Origin of the sequence: Comamonas flocculans, from assembly GCF_007954405.1 — a bacterium.
In the GTDB taxonomy this organism is placed as follows: domain Bacteria; phylum Pseudomonadota; class Gammaproteobacteria; order Burkholderiales; family Burkholderiaceae_C; genus Comamonas_C; species Comamonas_C flocculans.
Window position 1 is genome coordinate 137,522 of record NZ_CP042344.1, and the last position, 25,446, is coordinate 162,967.

Sequence of the window (25,446 nt, forward strand, 5' to 3'; positions counted from 1 at the left end):
CAAGGTTCAATACCATCGGGTATTGCCGCACCGCACCCTGAGGACAGACCCACCATGACCAACGAAGAACTCCTGAGCACCTACGGACCGCGCGAGTCGATGGAATACGACGTGGTGATCGTCGGCGCCGGCCCCGGGGGGCTGGCGACGGCCATCCGCCTCAAGCAGCAGGCGGCGGCGCACAGCAAGGAGGTGTCGGTGGTGGTGCTGGAAAAGGGCTCGGAGCCGGGCGCGCACATCCTCTCGGGCGCGATCGTCGATCCGCGCGCGCTCACCGAGCTGATTCCCGACTGGAAGGCCAAGGGCGCACCACTGAACCAGCCGGTGACCGAGGACGCCTACGTCTTCCTGGGCGGGCAAGGCGGCTCGTTTCGCATCCCCAACCTGTTCCTGCCGCCGTTTGCCAACAACCACGGCAACTACATCGTCAGCCTGGGCGACGTCACCCGCTGGCTCGCGGCGCAGGCCGAGGCGCTGGGCGTGGAGATCTTCCCGGGCTTTGCCGCGGCCGAGGTGCTGTACACCGAGGACGGCGCGGTCAGGGGCGTGGCCACGGGCAACATGGGCCTGGGCAAGGACGGCAAGCCGACCGACCACTTCCAGCTCGGCATGGAGCTGCTGGGCAAGTACACCGTGTTTGCCGAGGGTGCGCGCGGGCACCTGGGCAAGCAGCTGATCGCGCGCTACAAGCTTGACGAAGGGCGCGACCCGCAGTCCTGGGGCCTGGGCGTCAAGGAGCTCTGGGAGATCGACCCCGAGCGCCACCAGCCCGGCCTGGTGGTGCACACCGCCGGCTGGCCCATGGACCCGAGCACCTACGGCGGCGGCTTCATCTACCACCTGGACGGCAACCGCGTGGCGCTGGGCTTCGTCACCGGGCTGAACTACAGCAACCCCTATCTGAGTCCGTTCGAGGAATTCCAGCGCTGGAAGACCCACCCCAACGTGCGCTGGTATCTGGAAAACGCCAAGGGCGAGGTGACGGGCAAGCGCCTGTCCTACGGCGCGCGCGCGATCAACGCCAGCGGCATCAATGCCCTGCCCAAATTCGTCTTCCCGGGCGGCGCGCTGATCGGCTGCAACGCCGGCTTCCTGAACGTCAGCCGCATCAAGGGCAGCCATTCGGCGATCAAGACCGGCATGCTCGCGGCCGACGCGGCCTTTGCCGCGGTCACCGCCGGACGCCAGCACGACGAACTGAAGAACTACACCCTGGGTTTCGAGAACAGCTGGCTCTACCCCGAGCTGCAAAAGGACCGCAACTTCAAGAACTGGTTCCGCTGGGGCCTGTCGGTGGGCACGCTGATGAACGGCTTCGAGCAGTACGTGCTGCGCGGGCACTTCCCCTGGACGCTGCACCGCAAGAAGCCGGACTACGCCTACCTCAAGCCGGCCAGCGAATGCACGCCCATCGACTACCCCAAGCCCGACGGCAAGCTGACCTTCGACCGCCTCTCCAGCGTCTTCGTGAGCAACACCAACCACGAGGAGAACCAGCCCTCGCACCTGACGCTCAGGGACGCCTCGGTGCCGGTGGACATCAACCTGGCCACCTACGCCGGGCCCGAGGCGCGCTACTGCCCCGCCGGGGTGTACGAGTTCGTCGACGACGGCAAGGGCGGCCAGCGCCTGCAGATCAATGCGCAGAACTGCGTGCACTGCAAGACCTGCGACATCAAGGACCCGACGCAGAACATCGTCTGGGTCGCGCCCGAAGGCGGCGGCGGACCCAACTATGCGTCGATGTAGATTTGACGAAAATCAAACAAGGGTATTCCCTTACACGCCCCTGACAGGGGCGTTTTTCATGGTGTCACTGACGTACACTCGCGCCCACGGCGTCCCGGCGGGCACACCCTGCCGGGCCGCGTGACCACCAGCAAATTCCCCAACAAGGAGATCTTCATGAAGCAATTGCCCTGGATGACCCTGGGTGCACTTACCTTGGCGTTCGCCGCCATTGCCCCAGCCAGCGCACAGGAAAAGTCGGTTGCCGTGACCGCCATCGTCGAGCACCCCGCACTGGATGCGGTGCGCGACGGCGCCAAGGATGCGCTCAAGGCCGCCGGCTTTGAAGAAGGCAAGAACCTGAAGTGGCAGTACCAGAGCGCCCAGGGCAACACCGGCACCGCCGCGCAGATCGCGCGCAAGTTCATCGGTGACAAGCCCGACGTGATCATCGCCATCGCCACGCCGTCGGCCCAGGCCGTGGTGGCCGCGACCAAGAACGTGCCGGTGGTGTTCTCCGCCGTGACCGACCCGGTGGCCGCCAAGCTGGTCCCGAGCTGGGACGCTTCGGGCACCAACGTGACGGGCGTGTCCGACCTGCTGGCCATGGACAAGCAGGTCGAGCTGATCAAGAAGGTGGTGCCCGACGCCAAGCGCCTGGGCATCGTCTACAACCCGGGCGAAGCCAACTCGGTGGTCGTCGTCAAGGAGCTCAAGGAGCTGCTGCCCAAGATGGGCATGACGCTGGTCGAAGCCTCGGCCCCGCGCTCGGTGGACGTGGGCAGCGCCGGGCGCAGCCTGGTGGGCAAGGTGGACGCGATCTACAACAGCACCGACAACAACGTGGTGTCGGCCTACGAGTCGCTGGTGAAGGTGGCGCAGGAAGCCAAGATCCCGCTGATCGCCGCCGACTCCGACAGCGTCAAGCGCGGCGCCATCGCCTCGCTGGGCGTGAACTACCGCGACCTGGGCGAGCAGACCGGCCGCATGGTGGCGCGCATCCTCAAGGGCGAAAAGCCCGGCGACATCAAGCCCGAGGTCAGCACCAAGCTCGAGCTGTTCGTGAACCCCGGCGCCGCCGAAAAGCAGGGCGTGAAGCTCTCGGACGAGTTCATCAAGTCGGCGACGACCATCGTCAAGTAAGTGTGAGGGCGCAGCTGCTGCGCCACCCCCCTCGGGCAGAAACCGTGCACCCCATGGCTTCTGCCCGTTTTCGTCTGTGAGTCCCCCATGTCCCTGTTTTCCTTTCTCGGCGCCATCGAGATCGGGCTGATCTTTGCCCTGGTCGCGCTGGGTGTCTATATCTCGTTTCGGCTGCTGCGCTTTCCCGACCTGACGGTGGACGGCAGCTTCCCGCTGGGCGGCGCGGTCTGCGCGGTGATGATCCAGGCGGGCTACAGCCCCTACGTGGCCACGATAGGTGCCACGCTGGCGGGCGCCGTGGCCGGCTACATCACCGGCTGGCTCAACGTGCGCCTGCGCATCATGGACCTGCTCGCCTCCATCCTGATGATGATCGCGCTGTTCTCGGTCAACCTGCGCATCATGGGCGGGCCCAACATTCCGCTGATCAACGACCCGACCATGTTCACGCTGCTGCAGCCCGAGGGGCTGGAGGACTACTGGTCGCGCCCGATGATCCTGCTGGTGATCATCATCATCGCCAAGTTCGCCGCCGACTGGTTCTTCTCCACCGAGCGCGGCCTGGCGATCCGCGCCACCGGCTCCAACGCACGCATGGCGCGCGCCCAGGGCATCAACACCGGCGCCATGGTGCTGCTGGGCATGGCCATCTCCAACGCGCTGGTGGGCCTGGCTGGTGCGCTGTTTGCCCAGACCCAGGGCGGCGCCGACATCTCCATGGGCATAGGCACCATCGTCATCGGCCTGGCCGCGGTGATCGTGGGCGAGGCCATCCTGCCTTCGCGCCGGCTGGTGTATGCGACGCTGGCGGCCATCATCGGGGCCATCGTCTACCGCTTCTTCATCGCCGCCGCGCTCAACAGCGACTTCATCGGCCTGAAGGCGCAGGACCTGAACCTGGTCACCGCGGTGCTGGTGACGCTGGCGCTCGTGGTGCCCAACCTCAAGCGCATGCTGCAGCACAAGCGGCTGCCCGAAGCGCCCAAGAGCCTGTGAAGAGGACGGATACCGACATGCTGAGCGCAAAAGAACTCTTCATCACCTTCAACCCCGGCACACCGATCGAGACCAAGGCGCTGCGCGGCATGTCGCTGGAAATTCCGGCGGGCCAGTTCGTCGCCGTGATCGGCTCCAACGGCGCGGGCAAATCCACCTTCCTGAACGCCATCTCGGGCGGCCTGGCGGTGGATTCGGGCAGCATCATGATCGACGGCCTGGAGGTGACCAACGAGCCGGTGTGGACGCGCGCGCAGCGCGTGGCCCGCGTCTTCCAGGACCCCATGGCCGGCACCTGCGAAGACCTGAGCATCGAGGAGAACATGGCCCTGGCCCAGCAGCGCGGCACCAAGCGCGGGCTGCATTCGGCGGTGAAGAAGTCCGAGCGCGAGATGTTCCGCGAACGCCTGGCCATCCTCGGCCTGGGGCTGGAAAACCGCCTGACCGACCGCATCGGCCTGCTCTCGGGCGGACAGCGCCAGGCCGTGAGCCTGCTCATGGCCTCGCTGCAGCCCTCGCGCATCCTGCTGCTGGACGAGCACACCGCGGCGCTCGATCCGCGCACCGCGGACTTCGTGCTCAAGCTCACGCAGCGCATCGTCAGCGAGAACAAGCTGACCACCATGATGGTCACGCACTCCATGCGCCAGGCGCTGGACGTGGGCGATCGCACCGTCATGCTGCACCAGGGCCAGGTGGTGTTGGACGTCGCGGGCGAAGAGCGCTCGCGCCTGGACGTGCCCGACCTGCTCAGGATGTTCGCCAAGGTGCGCGGCGAAGAGCTGGCGGACGACGCGCTGCTGCTGGGCTGATACGCAAAAACAGGAGCTGCCTGCGCGCACCAGGAAAGGGTTTCAGGTTGTAAAGATCCCGAAACCCTTGCCGCACCTGCGCAAGCAGCTCCTTTTTTTATGGAGCTTCGGCCCTGACCGGCCGCGCCGCGCCGGAAAACCTGCGCCCCACGAAGACGGTGGCGACGACGGCCAGCGCAAAGCCCAGCGACAGCGCGTCGATGTGCTCGCCCAGCAGGGGCACGGCAAACACCATGGCCAGAAACGGCTGCAGCAGCAGCACCTGGCTCACGCGCATCGTGCCGCCCCACTGCAGCCCGCGAAACCACGCGAAAAAGCCCGACCACATCGACACCGCCCCCACGTAGACCAGGCCGGCCCAGGCCGGCCAACGCACCGCAGCGAGCGCCGGCCCCTCGGGCCAGAGCCACAGCGCCAGCGGCAGCGAGGCGGGCAGCGCCAGCGCGCACATCCAGCAGATCACCCGCTCGGCGCCGAGTTCTGGCGTGACCTGGGCGCCATAGACGTACCCAAATGACGATGCCAGTACCGCGCCGGCCAGCAGCAGGTCGGCCGCAGCAAAGCCGAAGCCGCCCTCCGCGCCCGCGCGGATCAGCGAAAACACCACCACCAGCGCCACGCCCAGCAGCGCGCAGAGCCAGAAGCCCAGGCGCTCACGCTCATGCAGCACGACGGCGGCAAACACCGCCGTGGCCAGCGGAATGACCGCGACGATCACCGCCGCATGCACCGCCGTGACGCTGCGCAGCGCCAGCGCCGCCAGCAGCGGCCACAGCAGCACGTTGCCCAGCAGCGCCAGCAGCAGCGGGCGCCATTGGTGGCGCGCCGGCCAGGGCGAGCGCGTCCAGAGCAGAAAGGCGAGCGACAGCAGCCCCGCCAGCGCCGCTCTGCCGGCGGTGACGAACCAGGGGCTGAGCTGCGGGTCGGCATCCGAGCCCGTGGCCAGGCGCGTAGCCGGCACGGTGACGGAAAACAGCACCATGCCGAACACGCCCAGCCAGAAGCCCAGGCGCTGGCGCGCGGCGGTATGCGCCGCCATCAAAAGGCCGCAATCCCCGTGATCGCCCGCCCCAGGATCAGCGCATGGATGTCGTGCGTGCCCTCGTAGGTGTTGACCACCTCCAGGTTCACCAGATGGCGCGCCACGCCGAACTCGTCGCTGATGCCGTTGCCGCCCATCATGTCGCGCGCCTGGCGTGCGATGTCCAGCGCCTTGCCGCAGGAGTTGCGCTTGACGATGGAGGTCAGCTCCACCGCCGGCTCGCCCTCTTCCTTCAGGCGTCCCAGGCGCAGGCAGGCCTGCAGGCCCAGGGTGATCTCGGTCAGCATGTCGGCGAGCTTCTTCTGCACGAGCTGGTTGGCCGCCAGCGGCTTGCCGAACTGCTGGCGGTCGATCACGTACTGGCGCGCGCGGGCGTAGCAATCCTCGGCTGCGCCCAGTGCCCCCCAGGCAATGCCGAAACGCGCGCTGTTCAGGCAGGTGAACGGGCCCTTCAGGCCGCGCACCTCGGGGAAGGCGTTTTCCTCGGGGCAGAAGACCTCGTCCATCACGATCTCGCCGGTGATGCTCGCGCGCAGGCCCACCTTGCCGTGGATCGCCGGGGCCGAGAGGCCCTTGGCGCCTTTTTCCAGCACGAAGCCGCGTATCGCGCCTTCGTCGTCCTTGGCCCAGACGACGAACACGTCGGCGATCGGGCTGTTGGTGATCCACATCTTGGAGCCCGTGAGCTGGTAGCCGCCACTCACCTTTCTGGCGCGCGTGGCCATGCTGCCGGGGTCCGAGCCATGGTTGGGCTCGGTCAGGCCAAAGCAACCTATCAGCTCGCCGGCAGCCAGTCTGGGCAAGTATTTCTGCTTCGTCGCCTCGCTGCCAAATGCATTGATCGGCACCATCACCAGCGAGGACTGCACGCTCATCATCGAGCGGTAGCCCGAATCCACGCGCTCCACCTCGCGCGCAATCAGGCCGTAGCTGACATAGCCCAGGCCGGCGCCGCCGTACTGCTCGGGGATGGTGGCGCCCAGCAGGCCCAGCTCGCCCATCTCGCGGAAGATGGCCGCATCGGTCTGTTCGTGGCGAAAGGCCTGCTGCACGCGTGGCAGCAAGCTGTCCTTGCAGTAGGCGGCGGCGGCGTCCTGCACCGCGCGCTCTTCGGGCGTGAGCTGCTCGCTCAGCGCGAACGGGTCATTCCAGTCGAAAGGCCGTCGGCTCTTGGTCATGTGCAATCCTCCAGATAGCGGTTGTCAGGCAGCGCGGCGCTGGTACCAGGTGCAGCCGTCCTCGCCCTGGCGCGCCTGCACCTCGCCGCGCACCAGCAGGTAGTTCAGGTGGGCCAGCGCCTCACCCGTGGCCAGGCCCATGAGTATCTGGTCCGCGGTCACGGGCCGCGCAAACAGCGCGCCGAACACGTCCACCACGCGCCGCGGCTCGCCCAGCGCCTGCCTGAGCCGCGCGAGCGACTCCTGGTGGCTGCGCGCCAGTTGCGCCAGGCGCTCGTGCAGGCCGCGGAAGGGCCGATTGTGCGCGGGCAGCACCAGCACGTCGTCGGCCACCTCGCGCCGCAGCTTCTCCAGCGACGCGAGCCAGTCGCCCAGCGGGTCGGCGTCGGGCTCGGTCGGGTAGACCGAGACGTTGGACGAGATGCCCGCCAGCACCTGGTCGCCCGAGACCAGCAGCTTGCGCTCGGGGCAGTACAGGCAGGCGTGTTCGGGCGAATGCCCGCGGCCCATGACCACGCGCCAGCGGTAGCCGCCGATGTCGATCTCCTCGCCATCGGTGAGGCGCCGGAAGCTGTCGGGCATGGTGTAGATGGTCTTGCCGAAGCCGCCAAAGCGCGTCTTGTAGGTCTCTATCGCCTCGTCGTCCCAGCCGGCGCGGCGGTAGAAGTCGATCGCGTCCTCCGGCGCCTCGCGCCCGGTGTCGGCCACCAGCGCGCGGCAGCTCAGGTATTCCAGGCGGCTGATCCACAGCCGGCAGCCGAACTTGCGCGTGAGCCAGCCGGCCATGCCGATGTGGTCCGGGTGCATGTGCGTGATGAACACGCGCGTGACCGGGCCGCCGAGCGCGCCGGCAAACAGCGCGCGCCAGGCGTCCAGCGTCACCGTGGACCAGATGCCGGTATCCACCAGCGCCCAGCCCTCGCCGTCGCGCAGCGCCCACAGGTTGATGTGGTTGAGCGAATACGGCAGCGGCATGCGTATCCAGTACACGCCATCGGCCACCTCGCTGACCTCCCCCAGCCCCGGGGCTTCGCCACAGGGGTAGCTCAAGCCCTGGGGCTGGGCCGCGGCGGCGGTTTGCTTGCTCATCGTGCTCTCTCCCGGCCTGGCGCGGCGCGCCCGGGCCGCATCACTGGCCAAACCGGACATTTTGCGGCAATCGCGCCACACGGTGGGGCCGGCGCTGTCGCCTTGGTTCGCGCAGGCGCGGGCGGCGCCCAAAAGCCACGTAGAATCGCCCCCCGTCAGGAGAGAGCGCCACCACCCGCACGGTGCGGCGCCGCCGAAGGCGCGAGGCCATGTGCCCAAACGCTCAGGCAAAAGGACTGGCAAGTGCCCCGCCTGGCGGGGCGCATCCCTGCTGGAGAGAGGGGCTCGTGGTGATCCACCGCGCGCCTCCACCGAAGGAGCAAGCGCGGCATCATCCGCGTGAATCTCTCAGGTAAAGCGGACAGCCGGGCATGCCCACACCCCATGGTGTGGCGTGCCGTTTCCATCAAGGAGTCCGCGCTTGTCCGATACTGCCCTGCTCACCACACCGCTGGCCGGCCTGCACCAGGAACTGGGTGCACGCATGGTGCCGTTTGCCGGCTATCAAATGCCGGTGCAATACCCCGCCGGCCTGATGGCCGAACACCTGCATACGCGCGAACACGCGGGACTGTTCGACGTCTCGCACATGGGCCAGCTCAGGATCAAGGGCGCTGACGCCGCCGCCGCGCTGGAAACTCTGATGCCCGTGGACGTGGCGGGTCTGGGCCTGGGCAAGCAGCGCTACGGCCTGCTGCTGAACGACGCGGGCGGCATCATCGACGACCTGATGTTCTTGCGCGAGGCCGACGACGTCTTCTTCCTGATCGTCAACGGCGCCTGCAAGCTGGGCGACATCGCCCACATGCGCGAGAAGATCGGCGCACGCTGCACCATCGAGACCCTGCCCGAGCAGGGCCTGCTGGCGCTGCAGGGCCCGCAGGCCGCCGCCGCACTGGCGCGCCTGGTGCCGGCCGTGGAGCAGCTCGTGTTCATGAACGGCATCCACACCGACTGGCAGGGTACGCCGCTGTTCATCACGCGCAGCGGCTACACCGGCGAAGACGGCTTTGAAATCTCCGTGCCCGGCGACCGGGCCGAGGCCCTGGCCCGCGCCCTGCTGGCGCAGCCCGAGGTCAAGCCGGTGGGCCTGGGTGCGCGCAATTCCCTGCGCCTGGAAGCCGGCCTGTGCCTGTACGGCAACGACATCGACGCCACCACCACCCCGCCCGAAGCCGGCCTGAACTGGGCCATCCAGAAGGTGCGGCGCAGCGGCGGCGAGCGCGCCGGCGGCTTTCCGGGCGCGGACAAGGTACTGGCGCAGATCGCCGACCCCGCCACCCTCACGCGCAAGCGCGTGGGCCTGGTGGCGCTGGAGCGCGTGCCGGTGCGCGAGCACACGCCGCTGCACGAAGCGGGCGGCGCCGCGATAGGCACCATCACCAGCGGGCTGCTGGCGCCGTCACTGGGCAAACCCATCGCCCTGGGCTACCTGCCGCCGGCGTTTGCCGCCGTCGGCACGCGCGTGGACGCCCTGGTGCGCGGCAAGCCCGTGCCCATGGAAGTGGCCGCCACCCCCTTTCTCGCGCCGCGCTACCACCGCGGATAGTCACAATCGCCCTTTTTCACCCTCTAGCAACGGAGCACCCCATGAGCATCAAGTATTCCAAGGACCATGAATGGGTCGATTCCTCCAACGCCGCGGCCGCCATCGTCGGCATCACCGCGCATGCGCAGGATGCGCTGGGCGACGTGGTCTTCGTCGACCTGCCCGAAGTGGGCAAGACCTATGCGGCCGGCGACGTGGCCGGCGTGGTCGAATCGGTCAAGGCCGCGTCCGACATCTACATGCCGGTGTCGGGCGAAGTCGTGGAAGTCAACGAGCAGCTGCGCGAGAACCCCTCGCTGGCCAACACCGACCCCACGGGCGCGGGCTGGTTCTTCAAGGTCAAGCTGAGCCAGGCCGACGAGCTGGCCGGCCTGCTGGACGAGGCCGCCTACCAGGACTTCACCAAGGCGTGAGGCGCGCACGGGAGCCGGCAGGCGGGAGCCCGCCGCCGTCCCCAGGCCTGAAGCGCCGCCCTGAGAGCTATTGAAAACAGAGTATCCCGCGCTTTGTCTGCGCGGGTTTCAAGCACTTTTGACCTCAATCTTCCCATGCCTGCCCTGCCCCTGTCCGCGCTGGAAAACGCCAGCGAGTTCCACGCCCGCCACATCGGCATCACCGCAGCCGACGAGGCGCACATGCTCTCGGTCGTGGGCGTCGCCTCGCGGCGCGCGCTGGTGGACTCCATCGTGCCGCGCTCCATCGCGCGCGCGAGCAGCATGCGGCTGCCGCCCGCCTGCACCGAGGCCGAGGCGCTGGCCGAGCTCAAAACCATCGCCGGCAAGAACCGGGTGATGAAGAGCTTCATCGGCCAGGGCTACTACGGCACGCACACGCCCGGCGTGATCCTGCGCAACGTGCTGGAAAACCCCGCCTGGTACACCGCCTACACGCCCTACCAGGCCGAGATCAGCCAGGGGCGCATGGAGGCGCTGGTCAACTTCCAGACCATGGTCACCGACCTCACCGGCATGGACATCGCCAACGCCTCCATGCTGGACGAGGCCACGGCCGCGGCCGAGGCGATGACGCTGGCGCGCCGATCGGTGCGGGCCAAAGGCGACACCCTGGTGCTGTTCGGCGACGCCCACCCGCAGACCATCGAGGTGATGCGCACGCGCGCCGAGCCCATGGGCCTGACGCTCAAGCTGGCCAATTCGGCCGCCGAGTGGGACGCGGCCATCGCGGGCGACGACTATTTCGCCGCGCTCATCCAGTACCCGGCCAGCAGCGGCTGGGTGCAGGACTGGAGCGAAGAGATCGCCAAGATCCACGCCAAGGGCGCGGCCGCCATCGTCGCGGCCGACCTGCTCGCGCTCACGCTGCTCAAGTCGCCCGGCGAGATGGGCGCGGACATCGTCATCGGCAGCACCCAGCGCTTTGGCATGCCCATGGGCGCGGGTGGCCCGCACGCGGCTTTCATGGCCTGCAAGGACAGCTTCAAGCGCAGCCTGCCCGGGCGCCTGGTGGGCGTGAGCGTGGACGTGCACGGCGCGCCCGCCTACCGCCTGGCGCTGCAGACGCGCGAGCAGCACATCCGCCGCGAGAAGGCGACCTCCAACATCTGCACCGCGCAGGTGCTGCCCGCGGTCATCGCCAGCATGTACGCGGTCTACCACGGCCCCGAGGGCCTGACGCGCATCGCCGAGCGCACCGCGCGCCTGACGGCCATCCTCAAGGCGGGCCTCACGCAACTGGGCTTCAGCCACCACCACCATGCCAGCGCCTTCGACACCCTCTGCCTGAAGACCGACGATGCTACCGACTCCATAGCTGCACGCGCCGTGCAGATGGGCGCAAACCTCAGGAAAGCCTGGGACGTTTATCTGTGCATCTCGCTTGATGAAACCAGCACCCGCGCCGACGTGCAGCTGCTGTGGCGCATCTTCGCGGGCGACGGCCGCGCGCTGCCGGACTTCGCCACGCTGGAGCAGCAGGCGCCCGCGCTGATCCCGGCCGAGCTGCGCCGCGCCAGCCCCTTCCTCACGCACCCGGTGTTCAACACGCACCACAGCGAAACCGCGATGCTGCGCTACATCCGCCAGCTCTCGGACAAGGACCTGGCGCTGGACCGCAGCATGATCCCGCTGGGCAGTTGCACCATGAAGCTCAACGCCACCAGCGAGATGATCCCCATCACCTGGCCGGAATTCGCCCAGATCCACCCCTTCGCGCCGGCGGACCAGCTCGCCGGCTACGCCGAGCTGGACCGGCTGCTGCGCGACTGGCTGTGCCAGGCGACCGGCTACGCCGGCGTGAGCCTGCAGCCCAACGCCGGCAGCCAGGGCGAATACGCCGGCCTGCTGGCCATCAAGGCCTGGCATGCATCGCGCGGCCAGGCCAACCGCAATGTCTGCCTGATCCCGAGCAGCGCCCACGGCACCAACCCCGCCAGCGCCCAGATGGTGGGGCTGCAGGTGGTGGTGGTCCAGTGCGACGACAACGGCAACGTGGACATGGCCGACCTCAAGGCCCAGTGCGAAAGGCACGCTGCCGACCTCGCCTGCGTGATGATCACCTACCCCAGCACGCACGGCGTGTTCGAGACCCAGGTCAAGGAGCTGTGCGAGATCGTGCACCGCCATGGCGCTCGCGTGTACCTGGACGGCGCCAACATGAACGCCTTGGTCGGCGTGGCCGCGCCGGGCGAGTTCGGCGGCGACGTGAGCCACCTGAACCTGCACAAGACCTTCTGCATCCCGCATGGCGGCGGCGGCCCCGGCGTGGGTCCGGTCTGCGTCGTCGAAGACCTCGTGCCCTTCCTGCCCGGTCACGCCACGGCCCAAGCCAGCGGCTCCATGCCTGCACCCGCTGCGGGCGATGGCATGGCGCCCGGCCCGCGCGTCGGCGCGGTGTCGGCCGCGCCGCTGGGCAACGCCGCCGTGCTGCCCATCAGCTGGATGTACATCCGCATGATGGGCGCCGACGGTCTCACCGCCGCGACCGAGGTGGCCATCCTCAGCGCCAACTACATCAGCAAGCGCCTGGCGGACCACTACCCCACGCTCTACGCGTCGGGCAACGGCCACGTCGCGCACGAATGCATCCTGGATCTGCGCCAGCTCAAGGACACCAGCGGCGTGATGGCCGAGGACGTGGCCAAGCGCCTGATCGACTACGGCTTTCACGCGCCCACGCTCTCCTTCCCGGTGGCCAACACGCTGATGGTGGAGCCCACCGAAAGCGAAGACCTGGCCGAACTGGACCGCTTCGTGGACGCAATGATCGCCATCCGCCAGGAGATCCGTCAGATTGAAAACGGCACTTGGCCGCAGGACGACAACCCGCTCAAGAACGCCCCGCACACCGCCGAAGCCCTGCTGGCGGATGAATGGAAGCACCCCTACCCGCGCGAACTGGCCGCCTACCCCGTGGCCAGCCTGCGCCGGCTGAAGTACTGGGCACCCGTGGGCCGTGTGGACAACGTCTATGGGGACCGCAATCTGTTCTGCAGTTGTCCGCCCATCCAAGAGCTCGCCTGAACACCACCGGCGGCACCCGCCGCCGTTTCCACCATCGCACTGCTTGCCGTGGCAAGGCCGGCAAGCGCGGGGGTCAAGCGCCACCCCGAGGCGGTGGCCGGCGCAGCGCCCACGGCAAGGCCCACCGCGGGCATTGCCCTAACATTGCGGCTTCAAGCTTTCACAGGTCGCCCCACGCCATGCGCACCCCGCTCCTGCTTCTTTCCTCCGTACTCCTCGCCGGCGCCGCCCAGGCACAGAGCGGCGCGCCCGCCGCACCCGTCACCACGCAAAGCGGCCTGATCTACCAGTCGCTGCACGAAGGCACGGGCGATGCGCCCAAGGCCAGCGACACGGTGAAGGTGCACTACAAGGGGCAGCTGGCCGACGGCAAGGAGTTCGACAGCTCCTACCAGCGCGGCCAGCCGACCGAGTTCGCGCTGAACCGCGTCATCCCCTGCTGGACCGAAGGCGTGCAGCGCATGAAGGTGGGCGGCAAGGCCAAGCTTACCTGCCCGCCGGAGATCGCCTACGGCGCGCGCGGTGCGGGCGGGGTGATACCGCCCAATGCCACGCTGACTTTCGAGATCGAACTGCTGGGCGTGCAGCGCTGAGGCCCGCCCGCGCACTGCGCGCACCACCGCCATGACCGAGCCCGACCTGTCCTTCCTGTTTCGCGGCGAAGCGCAGCCGCCGGGCAAGGACACGCCCGCGCCGGCGCCGCAGCCAACGCCGGCGCCCGCCGCACCGGCCACCGGCCGGGCGTCCGTCCAGGGCCCGGCCTTTGCCGACCTGGTGGCCGAGCTGCGCGGCTACCAGGCCGAGCTGGAGGCGCAGAACAAGGAGCTGCGCTACAGCCAGGCGGCGGCCGAGAGCGCCTCCGAACGCTTCGAGGCGCTGTTTTCCAGCGTGCCGCTGTCGCTCATGGTGCTCGACGAGCACGACATGGTGGTGCAGGCCAACGCCATGGCCCACCGCTCGTTCCAGCCCACCGAATTCGACCGGCCGCTGACCTCGCTCATGCCCTTCGTGAGCGACGCCGACGCCGACCGCGTGCACAGCGCCTTTGCGCTGGCGCGCGCGCAGGGGCGCAGCGACGCCTCCGAGGTGGTGTTCCAGATCGGCGGCGAGCGGCGCATCACGGGCGACCTGCACATCGCCTACCTCGAAACTCTGCAGGGCAGCGGCGAGCCGCTGCGCCAGTTCCTCTGCGCGGTCATAGACCAGGGCCCGCTGCTGGCCGAGCGCCACACGCTGCAGCAAAGGAACGAGCAGCTGCACGCCAGCGAGCGGCGCCTGGAGGCGGTGATCAACTCGGCGCTGGACGCGATCATCTGCGTGGACCAGCACCAGCGCATCACCGTCTTCAACCCGACCGCGGCCGCCCTGTTCCAGTGCCCCACGCGCGACGCGCTGGGCAGCCCGCTGTCGCGCTTCCTGCCCGAGCTGGCGCGCGCCCCGGGCTATGCGCAGCTCACCACGCAGGCGGCGCTCGGCGAGATGCAGGCGCGCAGCGCCACCGGGCGCGAGCTGGCGGTGGAGGTCAGCGTCACTTTCGAGCACCACGAGGGCAGCGTCACCACCACCGTGTTCGCGCGCGACCTGACGGCGCGCAAGCGCGCCGAGGAGCGCCGCCAGGAGCTCGAGGTGCAGCTGCGCGAATCGCAGAAGATGCAGGCCGTGGGCACCATGGCCGGCGGCATAGCGCACGACTTCAACAACATCCTGCACGCCATCCTGGGCAACGTGGAGCTGGCCAAGGCCGACGCGCAGACGCCGGGCACCGACCCGCGGGTGCTTGAAAGCCTGCACGAGATCGACAAGGCCGCGCGGCGCGCGCGCGATCTGGTGCGCCAGATCCTCGCCTTCAGCCGCAACGAGGCACCGCCGCGCGGCGCGGTGCAACTGGCCGAGCTGATGCGCGAGACCGAGCGCCTGCTGCGCGTGACCCTGCCCGCGCACATCCATCTGCAGGTGCAATGCGCAGCGCAATTGCCGCCCATCCTGGCGGACGCCACCCAGGTGGAACAGGCCCTGCTGAACCTGTGCACCAACGCCATCCAGGCCGTGGGCACCCGGCCCGGGCGCGTGATGATGCAGGCGCAGTGCCTGCGGCCCAACGCGGCGCTGCGCGAGCGCCTGAAGCTTGCGCCCGCCACCTACGTGGCGCTGCAGGTGAGCGACGACGGCCCCGGCATGGACGCGGCCACGCGCGCGCGCATCTTCGAGCCCTTCTTCACCACCAAGCCCGTGGGCCAGGGCACGGGCCTGGGCCTGCCGGTGGTGCATGGCGTGATGCGCACCCACGGCGGCGCCATCGACGTGCAAAGCGCGCCCAGCCGCGGCTGCCTGTTCACGCTGTTCTTTCCGCTGGCCGATGCCGCGCAGGTGGAGGCCGAGAGCGCCCCCATGCCGCTCATGGTGCTGGCCGACGACCGGCCGGCGAGCACGCGCAAGCGCCCCTGCGTGATGTATGTGGACGACGACGAGGCGCTGGTCTTCCTCGTGCGCCGCCTGCTCGGGCGGCGCTCCTATGAAGTGGCCGGCTTCACCGACCCGCGCGCCGCGCTGCGCGCACTGGCGCAGGAGCCCGCTCGCTTTGACCTCCTGGTCACCGACTACAACATGCCCGGTTTCTCGGGCGTGCAGCTGCTGCGCGAGGTGCGCAAGGTCCGCGCCGACCTGCCGGTGGCGCTGGCCTCGGGCTACATCACCGCCGAGATCGAGCAAAGCGCCCTGCTGGAAGGCGCGCGCGCACTGATACACAAGCCCAACGACGTGCACGAGCTGTGCGACACGGTGGACCGGCTGGTGCGCGGCGCGCCATGAACGCCGCCCCTGCCTCCGCTGCCTCCGCTGCCAACGGCGCCATCGCACCCGCCGGCGCGCCAGGGGCGGACACGCGGGCCCTGGCCGCCCAGGCGCCGCACTGCCTGTATGCCGACGAGGACCTGCTTGCGCTGGCCAAGCCCGCCGGCCTGCTGTGCGTGCCGGGGCGCGGGCCGCTCAAGCAGGATGCGCTGAGCACGCGCGCCCAGCGGCACTGGCCGGGCGCGCTGGTCGTGCACCGGCTGGACCAGGCCACCTCCGGCCTGGTGCTGATGGCGCGCCACCCCGAGGCGCAGCGGCGCCTGGGCATGGCCTTCGCCGCGCAGGCGGTGCACAAGCACTACCAGGCGCTGGTGCACGGGCGCCCGCGCGCCGCGCCGCTCGCGCACCCGCGCGCCCAGGGCCCCGGCTGGGGCCTGATCGAGCTGCCGCTCACGCCCGACTGGCCGCGCCGCCCGCTGCAGAAGGTCGATCACGCCGCCGGCAAACCCAGCCAGACGCTGTGGCGCACACTCGCCAGCGACGCCGGCGGCACGCGCAGCCGCTTGCTGCTGCAGCCGCTCAGCGGGCGCACCCACCAGCTGCGCCTGCACCTGGCGCACATCGGCCATCCCATCGTCGGCGACCGGCTCTACGGTCCGCCCGGGCAGGCCGACGAGGCGCCGCGCCTGCTGCTGCACGCCTGGCGCCTGGCGCTGGCCCATCCACGCACCGGGCAGTGGCTGGAACTTGCCTGCCCGCTGCCGTTCTGACAGCGCTGGCGCCCTGCGCGCCGTTTGGTCCTTTCTTTCTGCCCACTTGCCGCCATGTCCGCTTCCCACCTCTACATCCTCACCGGCGCCTCGCGCGGCCTGGGCCTGGCGCTGGCGCGCGAGCTGCTGCAGCCCGGGCACTGTCTGGTGCTGATCGCCCGCAGCGCCGCCCCCGGCCTGCACGCGCCGCCGGGCGCGCAGCTGACGCAGTGGCAGCACGACCTGGGCGACGCCCGCGCCGCCGCACAGCAGCTGGGCCAGTGGCTCGCGCAGCAGCCGCCCGGGCGCCATGCCAGCGCCACGCTGATCAACAACGCCGGAGCGCTGGCGCAGATCGCGCCGCTGCGCGAGTGCGCGCAGGCGCCGGCCCAGGCCAGCATCGCCAACGCGCTGCGCGTGGGGCTGGAGGCGCCGATGCTGCTGAGCGCCAGCTTCCTGGGCGCGACCGCCGAATGGCCCGGGGCGCGCAAGGTGCTCAACATCTCCTCGGGCCTGGGGCGTCGTCCGATGGCCGCGCAGGCCGCCTATTGCGCGGCCAAGGCCGGCATGGACCACTTCAGCCGCTGCCTGGCGCTGGAAGAGGCGGCACGGCCCAATGGCGCGCGCGTGTGCTCGCTGGCGCCGGGCGTGATCGACACCGACATGCAGCTGCAACTGCGCAGCGCCGACCCGGCGCACTTCCCCGATCAGCCGCGCTTTGCCCGGCTGAACGCGCAAGAAGAGCTCAGCAGCGCCGGCGCCAGCGCGGCGCGCGTGCTCGCCTGGCTGCGCCACCCGGCCTTCGGCCGCGAGCCGGTGGCCGACGTGCGCAGCCTCGACACCGGCGCCAGCGCCATGCCCCAGGGCGGGCCCAGCCCCGCCGGCGCGCGCCGCTGACGAGCGCCCGCCCGCGCGGCGGGGCTCTGGTGCATCATCGGGGGTTTGGCATTACCGGGGCGGCGCCAGCGGCGCAGTCGCTCAAAAGACAGACCATGGATGAGCCCATCCTTACGATCGAAGAACGAGAGGCGATCAATTCCGGTCGCTGGTTTTCTTCCCTGTCGCCCTCGCTGCGGCACGACATTCTTCGATGCACCTACGTCAAACGCTACAAGGATGGCACCTTGATCACCGCCCGAGGCGAGTTCCCCGAGGAATGGATCGCCTGCGCCAAGGGCGCGGTGCGCGTGAGCTCCACCTCGCTGTCGGGCAAGCAGATCACGCTGACCTACGTGGAGCCGGGCATCTGGTTCGGCGACGTGGCCATCCTGGACGGCGACCAGCGCACGCACGACGCCTATGCGCATGGCGAAACCACCATCGTCTGCGTGGCGCGCGCGGACTTTCGCAAGATCCTGGCGCAGCACTCCGAACTCTACGAGGCGCTCCTGCGCCTGCAGGCGCGGCGCATACGCCAGCTCTTCGGCCTGGTGGAAGACCTCAACACCCTGCCGCTGCGCGCGCGCCTGGCCAAGCAGCTGCTGCACCTGGCGCGCAGCTACGGCATCACCAGCCTGTCGTGCGAGGACGAGGTGCGCATCGGCCTGCACCTGGCGCAGGAAGAGCTGGCGCAGTTGCTGGGCGCCTCGCGCCAGCGCGTGAACCAGGAACTCAAGTCCATGGAGCGCGAGGGCGCAATCCGCATCGAGCCCGGCGGTCTGGTGCTGCGCGACCGCCAGGCGCTGATGCGCATCACCGAAAGCGTGGGTTAGGCTGGCATAAAAACATAGCTCTTTGCGCTTGTCCAGCAAGGGTTTCAGCATGAAAACACTTGCAAATCGTTTGCTGGCAAGCGCTAGCAGCTAGGCTTTTTGAAAGGTCCCCGTGTCCAACTACGACCAGTTCATCGGCACGCGCCCCGTCGGCGGCAAGCACGCCTTCGACGCGCAGGCCCTGGCCGACTGGGCCGCGGCGCACGTGCCGGGCTTTGCCGGTCCGGTGCAGGCGGCCTTGTTCAAGGGCGGGCAGTCCAACCCCACCTACCTGCTGAGCACCCCGGGCGCCCGCTACGTGATGCGCTCCAAGCCCGCGCCGGTGGCGCAGCTGCTGCCCTCGGCCCACGCGATCGAGCGCGAATACCGCGTGATGCAGGCGCTGGCCGCCACCGACGTGCCGGTGCCGCACATGCTCGCGCTGTGCGAGGACGAAGCCGTCATCGGCCGCGCCTTCTACCTGATGGAGCACATGCAGGGGCGCGTGCTCTGGGACCAATCCCTGCCCGGCATGACGCCCGCCGAGCGCGGTGCCATCTACGACGAGATGAACCGCGTCATCGCCGCGCTGCACCGCGTGGACTTTGCCGCCCTGGGCCTGGCCGACTACGGCCGCCCGGGCAACTACTTCGAGCGCCAGATCGGCCGCTGGAGCAAGCAGTACCGCGCCTCCGTCACCGAACCCATCGCCGAGATGGACCGGCTCATGGACTGGCTGCCCGCGCACATGCCCGAGAGCGCGCGCGACGCCAACCGCGTGGCCATCGTGCATGGCGACTACCGGCTGGACAACCTGATGTTCCACGCGAGCGAGCCGCGCGTGACCGCGGTGCTGGACTGGGAGCTGTCCACGCTGGGCCATCCGCTGGCCGACTTCGCCTACCACTGCATGAGCTGGCACATCCCCGCCGCGCTCAGCCGCGGCATCGCGGGCCTGGACCTGGCCGCGCTCGGCATACCTCAGGAGCGCGCCTACATCCAGCGCTACTGCGAGCGCACCGGCATGCACGATACCGACAGCCTGCACGCCGACTGGAACTTCTACCTCGCCTACAACCTGTTTCGCATTGCCGCCATCCTGCAGGGCATCGCCAAGCGCGTGCAGGCGGGCACGGCGGCCAGCAGCCAGGCCCAGGCCGCGGGTGCGCAGGCGCGGCCCATGGCCGAGCTGGCCTGGTCGTTCGCGCGCCGCGGCTGAGCCCGGCCACCCGCCACCCCCAGTGCAAGGACCGACATGGACTTCAACTACTCCGCCAAGACCCTGGAACTGCAGGCACGCCTCGCGCAGTTCATGGACGAACACATCTACCCCGCTGAAAAGCAGCACGCCGCGGAGCTGGCGCGCAACACCACCGCGGGCAAGCGCTGGACGCCGCTCAAGACCATCGAAGACCTCAAACCCAAGGCCCAGGCGGCGGGGCTGTGGAACCTGTTCCTGCCGGTGGATACCGCCGAAGCCTCGGGCTACCACGGCGCGGGCCTGACCAACCAGGAATACGCGCCGCTGGCCGAAACCATGGGCCGCGTGCTCTGGGCCAGCGAGGTGTTCAACTGCTCCGCGCCCGACACCGGCAACATGGAAACCATCGCGCGCTACGGCAGCGAGGCGATCAAGAGCGAATGGCTCAAGCCGCTGCTGCAGGGGCGCATCCGCTCGGCCTTCGCGATGACCGAGCCCGAAGTGGCCAGCAGCGACGCCACCAACATCACCACCCGCATGCAGCGCGACGGCGACGACTACGTCATCAACGGGCGCAAGTGGTGGACCAGCGGCGCCAACGACCCGCGCTGCAAGGTCTTCATCACCATGGGCAAGACCGACCCCGAGGCACCGCGCCACTCGCAGCAAAGCATGATCGTCGTGCCCGCCGACACCCCCGGCATCACCATCTTGCGCAACCTCAACGTCTTCGGCTACGACGACGCGCCGCACGGCCACGCCGAGGTCATCTTCGACAACGTGCGCGTGCCCGCGGCCAACGTGCTGCTGGGCGAAGGCCGCGGCTTCGAGATCGCGCAGGGGCGCCTGGGGCCGGGGCGCATCCACCACTGCATGCGCCTGATCGGCCAGGCCGAACGCGCGCTCGAACTGATGTGCCAGCGCGCCAGCACCCGCGTGGCCTTCGGCAAGCCGATCGCCGCGCAGACCGTGACGCAGGAGCGCATCGCCGAGGCGCGCTGCAAGATCGACATGGCACGCCTGCTCACGCTCAAGGCCGCCTGGATGATGGACACCGCGGGCAACAAGGCCGCGCGCACCGAGATCGCGATGATCAAGGTCGTCGCCCCCAACATGGCCTGCCAGGTGATCGACTGGGCCATCCAGGCGCATGGCGGCGCGGGCGTGTGCGACGACTTCCCGCTGGCCTACGCCTACGCCAACGCGCGCACGCTGCGCTTTGCCGACGGGCCCGACGAGGTGCACCGCAACGCCATCGCCAAGTGGGAGCTGGGCAAGCACGCGGCCGGCGCCTGAGCGCGAGGCGCGCGCCCGCGCCCTGCCCGCTGCGCCGCAGGTGAAAATACCGCCTGCCCGCCGGCATCCGCGCCCCGGGCTGTCAGCCCCCGCAGTCCCGCCATGAGCCCACCACCCGCCCCGCGCCCCACGCCCGCAGCCACAGCGCCCACCGCTGCGCGCAGCGGCGATGCCGCCGCCGGCAACCCCGAGCAGCGCGTGCGCGCGTTGCTGTCGCAACTGCCGCTGTTTGCCAGCCTGAGCGAGTCCGAGCTTGCGCAGCTGGCCGCCGCCACGCAGCGCCGCAGCCTCGCGCCCGCCGAGACGATCGTGCGCCGCGGCGAGCGCTGCAGCGCCATGTACTTCGTGATCTACGGCTCGGTGCAGCTGGTGTACAACGCCGCCTCCGGCAGCGAGCGCACGGTGCGCCTGCTGGCAGCGGGCGCCAGCTTCGGCGAGGCCGCGCTGTTCAGCGGGCGCGAGCACATCGTCACCGCCACCGCCCTTGCCGACACGCTGGTGCTGCAGGTGAGCGAGGCCGCCATCCGCCAGCTGGTGGCGGGCAACAACCAGGTTGCCCAACGCCTGATCGCGCGCCTGAGCGAACAGCTGTACATGGCGATTGCCGACTTCGGCGCGTTCACCACGCATTCGGGGCCGCAGCGGCTCATCGGCTACCTGCTGCGCGAATCCACCGCCAGCGCCGGCCTGCCCTTCACGCTGGACGTGAGCAAGCGCACCATCGCCTCGCGCCTGAACCTGACGCCGGCGCATTTTTCACGCATCCTGCACGACCTGAGCGAGCGCGGCCTGATCCGCGTCAACGGGCGCGAAATCCTGGTGCTGGACGAGCCCGGCCTGCGCGACTACCACCTGAGCGCCTGAGCCCGCACCCGCTTTCTTGCCTTTTGGCAAGCGCCGCGCCGCACCCGCGTGGCAGAGTTGCCGGTTGCCGGTTGCCGTCCCGCCACCGACGCGGCCGGCCACGCATGGGCAAGATACACCTCGCATACAGCACTTTCGGGCTGACCAATCTGGACTTTTGCGCCGCGCTCGACGCCGTCGATGCCGCAGGCTACGAAGGCGTTGAAGTCTCGTTTCACCGCCGCCAGTTCAACCCCTTTGAACTCGGCGACCAGGACCTGCTCGCCGTGCGTCGGCACTTCGCGCGCCTGCGCACCCAGCCCGCCTGCGTCGCCACCGCCTCGCACTTCTTTGACCCGCAGCGCCCGCATGAGCCCTCGCTCATGGCGCTGGAATACGCCGCGCGCAAGCGCCGCATCGACCTCGTCAAGCGCGGCATCCACGTCGCGCGCATGCTCGGCGTCAAGCTCGTCACCTTCGGCAGCGGCTTCGTGCGCGACGACCACGCGGCCCACCCCGAAACCAACCCCACCGAACTGCTGGTGGACTCCATCCGCGAATGCCTGGGCGCCATCCACGCCGAAGAGGACATCACCCTCCTGATCGAGCCCGAACCCGGCATGCACATCGAAACTCTGGCCCAGGGCCTGGCGCTGATGCAGGCGGTCGATTCCCCCAAATTCAAGCTGCACATCGACATCTGCCACGCCTACTGCTCCGAGGCCAACTACATTGAGGCCCTGGCCGACGCCGCCCCCCACGCGCGCTACCTGCACATCTCCGACGCGCGCCAGGGCTGGAACCTGCAGATCTGCCACGACAGCGAGCTGCTGCGCTTTGATCTGGCCCACGCCAGCACCCTGGTGCACTTCCCCGACACGGCAGACTTCCTGCTGGTGGACCCGGCCCACGCCATCCACTTTGCCGACGGCCAGCCCACCCCCGCGCGCCAGCGGCGCATCGCCGCACTGCTGCAACAGGCCGGCACCAGCGCCCCCCTGCACACCGTGGACTACGCCAGCCTGCCCACCGCACGCGGCCCGCTGGACGATGAAATCTTCACCTACCTGATCTCGGTGCCCGGCCTGAGCTACGACGTGCTCGAACGCGCCCGCCCCGCCATCGCCTGGCTGCGCGGCGCGCAAGGCCAGCCGCTCGTCGACCGCATGGTGGCCCACACGCGCACCGGCATCGTGCACTTTCACGAAGTCCCCGGCGAAGGCACGCTGGACTTTGCCGCCAGCTTCAAGGCACTGAGCGACCACGGTTTTGACGGCTGGGGCGCCATCGAGCTGTACCACCACGTGGACGGCTGGCAGGCCGCGCTGCATGCCAGCCACCGCCACCTCGCTCCGCTGCTGGCCTGAGCCATGCCCGGCCCCGCCCTGCATCCGCACACCGGCCTGTGGCCCGCCGGCCTCACCGGCGAGCTGGACCACCGCCGCCTGAAAGCCCCCACCGTCAAGCTGCGCAGCGCCCTGCCCACCCCCGGTGGCGACGTCATCTACGCCGTTGATCTGCGCGTGCGCCTGCCCAACCGCAACGCCTTCCTGAGCAGCAGCGAACTGCACTCCACCGAGCACTTCCTGCTCGAAGGCTTCAGCCGCCTGCTGCCGCGCCACTTCCTCTCGGTCGGCATCATGGGCTGCCGCACGGGCTTTTACCTCGGCTTCGTCAACGAAGGCCGCCCCGAAGTGCTCTGCGCCACGCTGGAGCGCATCCTGCAGGAGATGCAAACCGCAGCCGCCGTGCCCTACGCCAACATCGGGCAATGCGGCCACTGGCAAGACCACGACCTGCAGGCTGCGCGCCAGCTCGCGCAGGAAATCCTCGCCCACCGCGCCACCTGGCTGGACGCCGCATGAGCCCCGCCTCCCCGCACCACACCACCCTCTGGCAGGTGCGCAGCCAGCGCCCCATCGCCTACGACGTTGTCAAGACCCCCGGCCTGTTCGCCCCCGGCAACACCACCCTGCTCGGCTACGGCCGCCCCGGCGGGCGGCGCTTCGTGGTGCTGGACGCCCGCGTCTGGCAACTGCACGGCAGCCAGATCCGCGCCTGGTTTGCCGCGCACGGCATCGAGGCCCACTACGCCATCTTCCCCGGCGGTGAAGAGCACAAGAACATCGACGCCCTGCAAGACCTCGCCCGCGCGCTCGACGCCTTCCCCGTCCACCGCCGCGACGAACCCCTGATCGCCATCGGCGGCGGCGTGCTCACCGACGTCGCCGCCTACCTTGCCGCCAGCTACCGGCGCGGCATCCCGCACGTCAAGCTGCCCACCACCCTCATGGGCTACATCGACGCCGCCCTGGGCATCAAGAACGGCATCAACTTCGGCACCAGCAAAAACCGCCTGGGCAGCTTCGAGCCGCCGCTGGCCGTGCTGCTGGAGCCGGCCTTTCTGCGCACCCTACCCCGGCGGCACCTGGCCAACGGCCTGTGCGAAATCATCAAACTCGCCATCGTCACCGACGCCACCCTGTTCACCCAGCTCGAAACCCACGGCGCACGCAGCCTGCGCCTGGCCTTCGCCACGCCCGAGGGCGACGCCCTCCTGGACCGCGCCATCACCGGCATGCTGGCAGAACTTGCCCCCAACCTGCACGAAGAAGAACTCTCGCGCAAGGTGGACTTCGGCCACACCTTCAGCTACGGCCTGGAAACCCGCCATCCGCAACGCCTGCTGCACGGCGAAGCCGTCCTGCTCGACTGCCTGCTCTGCAGCCTCATCGCCGCCCATCGCGGCCTGCTGCCCGACGCTGCGCTGCAACGCATCCTCGCTCTGGTGCGGCAGCTGGCCATCGCGCCCAAGCCCGACGTGCTCGAAGTCGAGCTGATGTGGCAGGCCCTGCAAGACCGCGTGCAACACCGCAACGGCCTGCAGCGCGTACCCCTGCCCACCGCCATTGGCCAATGCACCTTCGCGCACGACATCACGCGCGCCGAAATCGCGCGCGCCAGCGCCGAACTGCAAGAAAGACTGCTCCATGACGACGAACCCACCCTCCAACGTTGACCGCCGGGAGGTCGACAAATTCGACCGCATCGCCCGGCTCTGGTGGGACCCCAAGGGCAAGATGGGCATGCTGCACGTCATCAATCCGCTGCGCAGCCAATTCACTTTCGACCACGTGGACGTGCGTGGCAAGCGCGTCGTCGATGTCGGCTGCGGCGGCGGCATCCTGACCGAAACCCTGGCCAAGGCCGGTGCGGATGTCATCGGACTCGACCAGTCCGAACTCACCCTGCAGGTGGCACGCCGGCACGCCGCCCAGGCGGGCCTGTCCATCGACTACCGCCTCCAGACCGTGGAAACGCTGGCGCAGCAGGAACCCGGCAGCTACGACGTCGTCACCTGCCTGGAAATGCTCGAACACGTGCCCGACCCCGCCGCCATCATCCAGGCCTGCGCCCAGCTGCTCAAACCCGGCGGGCACGCCATCTTCTCCACCATCAACCGCAACTTCAAAGCCTGGCTGTTCGCCATCATCGGCGGCGAATACATCCTGCGCATCCTGCCGCGCGGCACGCACGACTACGCCAAACTCATCCGCCCGGACGAGCTGCGCAGCTGGGCCGGCCAGGCCGGCCTGAAGCACCTGCGCAGCGCCAGCCTCATGTACCACCCGCTGTTCAAGCGCTTTCGCGTCGCCGCGGGCAAGGAAGACGTCAACTACATGATGAGCTGCGTCAAGGAGGCCTGAGAGCTTGAGAGGCCATCCCCCATGCCCGCCCTGCACGCCAAAACACCACCACTCTTCGTTGCAAATACTCGCCATGGCACTAGCCATGACTGCGTTTTGCGTCTCGATGGGCAGCGTTTTGACGCGCCTTTCGGGCACGGACAATTTCCTCTG

The 25,446-nt window shown here is 69.2% G+C and carries 22 protein-coding genes and 2 riboswitches; of the genes, 19 read left to right on the plus strand and 3 right to left on the minus strand.

The genetic code is table 11. From position 1 onward, the window contains the following. The first annotated feature begins 54 nt into the window (after nucleotides 1–54). The 4 genes from FOZ74_RS00640 to FOZ74_RS00655 all read left to right on the plus strand — a co-directional run bounded on the left by FOZ74_RS00640 (nucleotide 55) and on the right by FOZ74_RS00655 (nucleotide 4,679). Nucleotides 55–1,749, plus strand: coding sequence for an electron transfer flavoprotein-ubiquinone oxidoreductase (locus FOZ74_RS00640; protein WP_146911192.1), 1,695 nt, complete (start codon nucleotides 55–57; stop codon nucleotides 1,747–1,749). Between the two features lie 156 nt (nucleotides 1,750–1,905). Next, nucleotides 1,906–2,871 (plus strand): ABC transporter substrate-binding protein, encoded by a 966-nt coding sequence (locus FOZ74_RS00645; protein WP_146911193.1) that lies wholly within the window; start codon nucleotides 1,906–1,908, stop codon nucleotides 2,869–2,871. An 87-nt stretch (nucleotides 2,872–2,958) separates the two neighbouring features. Continuing rightward, the gene (locus FOZ74_RS00650) at nucleotides 2,959–3,867 is read left to right on the plus strand and encodes an ABC transporter permease (protein WP_146911194.1); all 909 of its coding nucleotides are present in this window, start codon (nucleotides 2,959–2,961) and stop codon (nucleotides 3,865–3,867) included. A gap of 17 nt (nucleotides 3,868–3,884) precedes the next feature. Continuing rightward, the gene (locus tag FOZ74_RS00655; protein WP_146911195.1) at nucleotides 3,885–4,679 is read left to right on the plus strand and encodes an ABC transporter ATP-binding protein; all 795 of its coding nucleotides are present in this window, start codon (nucleotides 3,885–3,887) and stop codon (nucleotides 4,677–4,679) included. A 97-nt stretch (nucleotides 4,680–4,776) separates the two neighbouring features. Here FOZ74_RS00655 and FOZ74_RS00660 read toward each other — a convergent pair whose 3' ends face one another. From FOZ74_RS00660 to FOZ74_RS00670, 3 genes are read right to left on the minus strand one after another with little or no spacing between them, the layout of a single operon-like run. Then, on the minus strand, nucleotides 4,777–5,718 hold the full coding sequence (locus FOZ74_RS00660) for a DMT family transporter (protein ID WP_146911196.1): 942 nt from the start codon (nucleotides 5,716–5,718) through the stop codon (nucleotides 4,777–4,779). Continuing rightward, nucleotides 5,718–6,899 (minus strand): acyl-CoA dehydrogenase, encoded by a 1,182-nt coding sequence (locus FOZ74_RS00665; protein ID WP_146911197.1) that lies wholly within the window; start codon nucleotides 6,897–6,899, stop codon nucleotides 5,718–5,720. The genes FOZ74_RS00660 and FOZ74_RS00665 overlap by 1 nt, the downstream gene beginning before the upstream one ends. Nucleotides 6,900–6,923: 24 nt before the next feature. Beyond that, nucleotides 6,924–7,988, minus strand: coding sequence for an MBL fold metallo-hydrolase (locus FOZ74_RS00670; protein ID WP_146911198.1), 1,065 nt, complete (start codon nucleotides 7,986–7,988; stop codon nucleotides 6,924–6,926). A 146-nt stretch (nucleotides 7,989–8,134) separates the two neighbouring features. Further along, nucleotides 8,135–8,237: riboswitch (glycine riboswitch) on the plus strand. 12 nt (nucleotides 8,238–8,249) lie between these two features. Further along, a riboswitch (glycine riboswitch) is annotated at nucleotides 8,250–8,363 on the plus strand. 46 nt (nucleotides 8,364–8,409) lie between these two features. Here FOZ74_RS00670 and gcvT point away from each other — a divergent pair. From gcvT to ubiG, 15 genes are all read left to right on the plus strand, one after another. Continuing rightward, nucleotides 8,410–9,537 carry a glycine cleavage system aminomethyltransferase GcvT gene (gene gcvT, locus FOZ74_RS00675; RefSeq protein ID WP_146911199.1) on the plus strand — a complete coding sequence of 376 codons (1,128 nt, stop codon included), beginning with the start codon at nucleotides 8,410–8,412 and terminating at the stop codon, nucleotides 9,535–9,537. A 41-nt stretch (nucleotides 9,538–9,578) separates the two neighbouring features. Beyond that, on the plus strand, nucleotides 9,579–9,950 hold the full coding sequence (gene gcvH / locus FOZ74_RS00680; protein WP_146911200.1) for a glycine cleavage system protein GcvH: 372 nt from the start codon (nucleotides 9,579–9,581) through the stop codon (nucleotides 9,948–9,950). A gap of 135 nt (nucleotides 9,951–10,085) precedes the next feature. Further along, nucleotides 10,086–13,016, plus strand: coding sequence for an aminomethyl-transferring glycine dehydrogenase (gene gcvP, locus FOZ74_RS00685; RefSeq protein ID WP_146911201.1), 2,931 nt, complete (start codon nucleotides 10,086–10,088; stop codon nucleotides 13,014–13,016). A 179-nt stretch (nucleotides 13,017–13,195) separates the two neighbouring features. Further along, nucleotides 13,196–13,609 (plus strand): FKBP-type peptidyl-prolyl cis-trans isomerase, encoded by a 414-nt coding sequence (locus FOZ74_RS00690; RefSeq protein WP_146911202.1) that lies wholly within the window; start codon nucleotides 13,196–13,198, stop codon nucleotides 13,607–13,609. A 31-nt stretch (nucleotides 13,610–13,640) separates the two neighbouring features. Next, the gene (locus tag FOZ74_RS00695) at nucleotides 13,641–15,824 is read left to right on the plus strand and encodes a PAS domain-containing hybrid sensor histidine kinase/response regulator (RefSeq protein ID WP_146911203.1); all 2,184 of its coding nucleotides are present in this window, start codon (nucleotides 13,641–13,643) and stop codon (nucleotides 15,822–15,824) included. Beyond that, nucleotides 15,821–16,576 (plus strand): RluA family pseudouridine synthase, encoded by a 756-nt coding sequence (locus FOZ74_RS00700; RefSeq protein ID WP_146911204.1) that lies wholly within the window; start codon nucleotides 15,821–15,823, stop codon nucleotides 16,574–16,576. The genes FOZ74_RS00695 and FOZ74_RS00700 overlap by 4 nt, the downstream gene beginning before the upstream one ends. Nucleotides 16,577–16,630: 54 nt before the next feature. Further along, a complete protein-coding gene (locus tag FOZ74_RS00705; RefSeq protein ID WP_146911205.1) occupies nucleotides 16,631–17,452 on the plus strand; it encodes an SDR family NAD(P)-dependent oxidoreductase in 822 nt (273 codons plus the stop codon). A gap of 95 nt (nucleotides 17,453–17,547) precedes the next feature. Beyond that, nucleotides 17,548–18,267, plus strand: coding sequence for a Crp/Fnr family transcriptional regulator (locus FOZ74_RS00710; RefSeq protein WP_146911206.1), 720 nt, complete (start codon nucleotides 17,548–17,550; stop codon nucleotides 18,265–18,267). 112 nt (nucleotides 18,268–18,379) lie between these two features. Continuing rightward, nucleotides 18,380–19,465, plus strand: coding sequence for a phosphotransferase family protein (locus tag FOZ74_RS00715; protein ID WP_146911207.1), 1,086 nt, complete (start codon nucleotides 18,380–18,382; stop codon nucleotides 19,463–19,465). Between the two features lie 36 nt (nucleotides 19,466–19,501). Beyond that, entirely contained in the window at nucleotides 19,502–20,743 is a 1,242-nt protein-coding gene (locus FOZ74_RS00720; protein WP_146911208.1) for an acyl-CoA dehydrogenase family protein, read from the plus strand. Nucleotides 20,744–20,845: 102 nt separating this feature from the next. Beyond that, nucleotides 20,846–21,607: a Crp/Fnr family transcriptional regulator gene (locus tag FOZ74_RS00725; protein WP_146911209.1), complete on the plus strand. Its 762-nt coding sequence runs from the start codon at nucleotides 20,846–20,848 to the stop codon at nucleotides 21,605–21,607. Between the two features lie 104 nt (nucleotides 21,608–21,711). Continuing rightward, nucleotides 21,712–22,953, plus strand: coding sequence for a sugar phosphate isomerase/epimerase family protein (locus FOZ74_RS00730; protein WP_146911210.1), 1,242 nt, complete (start codon nucleotides 21,712–21,714; stop codon nucleotides 22,951–22,953). Between the two features lie 3 nt (nucleotides 22,954–22,956). Beyond that, entirely contained in the window at nucleotides 22,957–23,451 is a 495-nt protein-coding gene (locus tag FOZ74_RS00735) for an S-ribosylhomocysteine lyase (protein ID WP_146911211.1), read from the plus strand. Further along, entirely contained in the window at nucleotides 23,448–24,605 is a 1,158-nt protein-coding gene (locus tag FOZ74_RS00740) for a sedoheptulose 7-phosphate cyclase (RefSeq protein WP_146911212.1), read from the plus strand. The genes FOZ74_RS00735 and FOZ74_RS00740 overlap by 4 nt, the downstream gene beginning before the upstream one ends. Continuing rightward, a complete protein-coding gene (gene ubiG, locus FOZ74_RS00745; protein WP_146911213.1) occupies nucleotides 24,577–25,293 on the plus strand; it encodes a bifunctional 2-polyprenyl-6-hydroxyphenol methylase/3-demethylubiquinol 3-O-methyltransferase UbiG in 717 nt (238 codons plus the stop codon). The genes FOZ74_RS00740 and ubiG overlap by 29 nt, the downstream gene beginning before the upstream one ends. Nucleotides 25,294–25,446: the final 153 nt, after the last annotated feature.